2 protein-coding genes are annotated in these 1,222 nt (G+C 62.8%); both read left to right on the top strand.

Annotated elements, in window-relative coordinates:
* The first annotated feature begins 265 nt into the window (after nt 1-265).
* Nucleotides 266-889, top strand: a complete 624-nt coding sequence (gene clpP, locus B4A72_RS14610) for an ATP-dependent Clp endopeptidase proteolytic subunit ClpP (RefSeq protein ID WP_292978953.1) — start codon at nt 266-268, stop codon at nt 887-889.
* Between the two features lie 139 nt (nt 890-1,028).
* The coding region (locus B4A72_RS14605) for a ClpX C4-type zinc finger protein (RefSeq protein ID WP_292978951.1) at nt 1,029-1,222 on the top strand (194 nt) is incomplete at its 3' end.

Here is a 1,222-nt window from a genome sequence, read left to right as displayed (position 1 = left end):
GCATCGCCACGATGCCCAGCAGCATGGCGATGACGCCGCGCGCCAGCAACGCCTTCCACCGTGACGCATAGGGCCAGGGACGATCGGGAGCGGTGGCGAATGGCGGGGCTTGGTCGGTCACGCGGCTTTTTCCTCCATGCGTCGGTCGCTGGCCGATCAATAGACCAGCCGCGCGATGGTTCCCCCTTGAACCCGCCGCTTTTTGTGCCGATGTAGGGCCTGGGCAAAAAGCAACTACCCGGAAAAGAGCAAAATGACCGATATCATGTCCGACCCCATGGCCGCGCTGGTCCCCATCGTCATCGAACAGTCGAACCGCGGCGAACGCAGCTTCGACATTTATTCGCGGCTGCTGCGGGAACGGATCATCTTCGTCACCGGGCAGGTCGAAGACCATATGGCCTCGCTGATCGTGGCGCAGCTGTTGTTCCTGGAATCGGAAAATCCGAAGAAGGACATCTGGATGTACATCAACTCGCCCGGCGGGGTGGTGACGTCCGGCATGGCGATCCACGACACGATGAAATATATCCGGCCGCAGGTCGGCACCGTGTGCATCGGCCAGGCCGCCTCGATGGGCAGCTTCCTGCTCGCCGCCGGCGAACCGGGCAAGCGCATCGCCCTGTCGAACGCCCGCATCATGGTGCACCAGCCCTCGGGCGGGGCGCAGGGCATGGCGTCCGACATCGAGATCCAGGCGAAGGAAATCCTGCGCATTCGGCGCCGCCTCAACGATCTCTACGTCAAATATACCGGCCAGACGCTGGAGGCGGTCGAGCGGGCGATGGACCGCGACACCTTCCTCGAAGCGGACGAGGCCAAGGCCTTCGGGCTGGTCGACGAAGTGTTCGACCGGCGCCCGCAGGCTGCCGATACAACCGAGGCCTAAAGACTATCTTTACCGCGGCGCGCCATTTTCTCCCCTTGTGGAACGGGCGCGCCGCAGGCTAGGATAGCCTTTGGACCAGAAAATCCCTCGCCGGCGCGGATCTGGTGATTATCATCCGGGGGGGAAGAGAGAATGGCGAATGACTAAGCTTACCGGTTCGGACTCGAAAAGCACGCTTTACTGCTCCTTCTGCGGCAAGTCGCAGCATGAGGTGCGCAAGCTGATCGCGGGCCCGACCGTCTTCATCTGCGACGAGTGCGTGGAATTGTGCAACGACATCATCCGCGGGGAGACCAAGGGCGGTCTCGTCGGTCGGAAGGATGGCGGCGTGCC

It is taken from the genome of Paracoccus sp. UBA5162, assembly GCF_002413585.1.
Taxonomy (GTDB): domain Bacteria; phylum Pseudomonadota; class Alphaproteobacteria; order Rhodobacterales; family Rhodobacteraceae; genus Paracoccus.
Note: the sequence above shows the minus strand (reverse complement) of the source record. Positions and strands in the feature narration are given on the sequence as shown.